The 1,317-nt window shown below is 44.9% G+C and carries 2 protein-coding genes and 1 pseudogene; 1 reads left to right on the forward strand and 2 read right to left on the reverse strand.

What is annotated here, in order from left to right; all coding sequences use genetic code 11:
- A partial coding sequence (locus A3739_RS29225; RefSeq protein WP_197471984.1) for a hypothetical protein occupies positions 1-199 on the forward strand: 199 nt, incomplete at its 5' end.
- Here the strand turns inward: A3739_RS29225 and A3739_RS02700 are convergent.
- Together A3739_RS02700 and A3739_RS29230 are read right to left on the reverse strand one after the other, a co-directional pair.
- Positions 169-1,131, reverse strand: a complete 963-nt coding sequence (locus A3739_RS02700) for a 1-aminocyclopropane-1-carboxylate deaminase/D-cysteine desulfhydrase (RefSeq protein ID WP_068500224.1) — start codon at positions 1,129-1,131, stop codon at positions 169-171. The genes A3739_RS29225 and A3739_RS02700 overlap by 31 nt on opposite strands.
- A 1-nt stretch (position 1,132) precedes the next feature.
- A pseudogene (locus A3739_RS29230) lies at positions 1,133-1,317 on the reverse strand (hypothetical protein); the annotation flags it as partial.

Below are 1,317 nucleotides of genomic sequence, written 5' to 3' on the forward strand. Positions count from 1 at the left end.
AGAGCAAAACGACGCGCTCAACTTATCAGAGCTGCAAGAATCAATAGAGCAAGATGTAGAGAAAGAAGGGCGGGCTATTTTAGTTTTAGCTACTGACAAAAAATCAAAACAAGCCAAGCTTTTATTCGTGGTGCACGGCACATGGTTAAACAAAGGCTACGAACAAATTCAGGAAGATCGAAACCCTCTCCAACCTTGAAGCCCACCAGTATGAAGCAACATAGCATTTACTGACTCACCCAACTTATGATGCGCAAACTGATGCACTAAAGCATATAGCGCTTTGCTGGTATATACCGGATCTAACATCAGGCCGTATTCTGATTGAACACTAGAAATGAAGTTTCTTAAAAGCGGCGACATTTTAGCAAAGCCACCATGGTGATAATCATGCCAAATTTCAACCTGCTCGGGACTCTTACCTGGAATGTATTTGGCAGCCCGTTGCGACAGATCCTCTGCCCCCTTCAATGCTGACACACCTACAACCCTTGCAGAGTCACCCACTCCATTATGCAGGCCCGCTAACGTTGTACCCGAACCAACCGGCGTTAAAATTAGATCGTATCGATCTAGATCAAGCGTTTGAAATAGGGACGCCACACCCTTTACCCCATCAACCCCTTCACCACCTTCAGGAATCACAAGGGAGGGAGGAAACAGCGCCTGAACATGTTCCAAACCAGGTACTTCAGCATGACGACGATAATCTTGCCTATCCATCCACTCCAAACTCATCCCCCACTTAAGACAATCTTGTAGTGTCGGTGATAATTTATCGGAAACCGGAGCATGCCCTCTTACGATGCCAGTCGTGCGAAAACCAAATAAATAACCTGCATAGGCAAGTGCGTGAAGATGATTGGAAAAGGGGCCGCCAAAACTGACGAGATGAGAAATATTCTGCTGCGATGCAGAGAGCAAATAGTGCTTTAACTTAAACCATTTATTTCCTGAGATAAATGGATGCACTTTATCAAGCCGCAGTACATCCACTCTGAGCTCACGATACCGACTAGTATCAAAATAGCGATCAACTATACCTGACAAGTCATACGAAGAAATTTCCAGAGGATGCTCAAAATCTTGCGCCATCTCATGGAAAGTGACTTCCCCGTTTAGACCCTGCATATCAAATATCCATACGATGCAGATCGCAACGATCACTAATACCTACTTCAAAATCAGTAGGGTTATCACAAACACGCACTTTGTTATGGCACAAAGTACCGTCATCATGGGGTTCCTGACACAACGGGCTTTCAAAATGCGCTAACCAAGCACGGTAAACCTTCTCGCTGACTTTTGCTTTTTCAG

The sequence above is a fragment of the Oleiphilus sp. HI0067 genome (genome assembly GCF_001635735.1).

Coding starts and splice junctions, on each gene's coding strand:
- A3739_RS02700 (WP_068500224.1), bottom strand. CDS start 1,131: ATGCAGGGTCTAAACGGGGAAGTCACTTTCCATGAGATGGCGCAAGAT.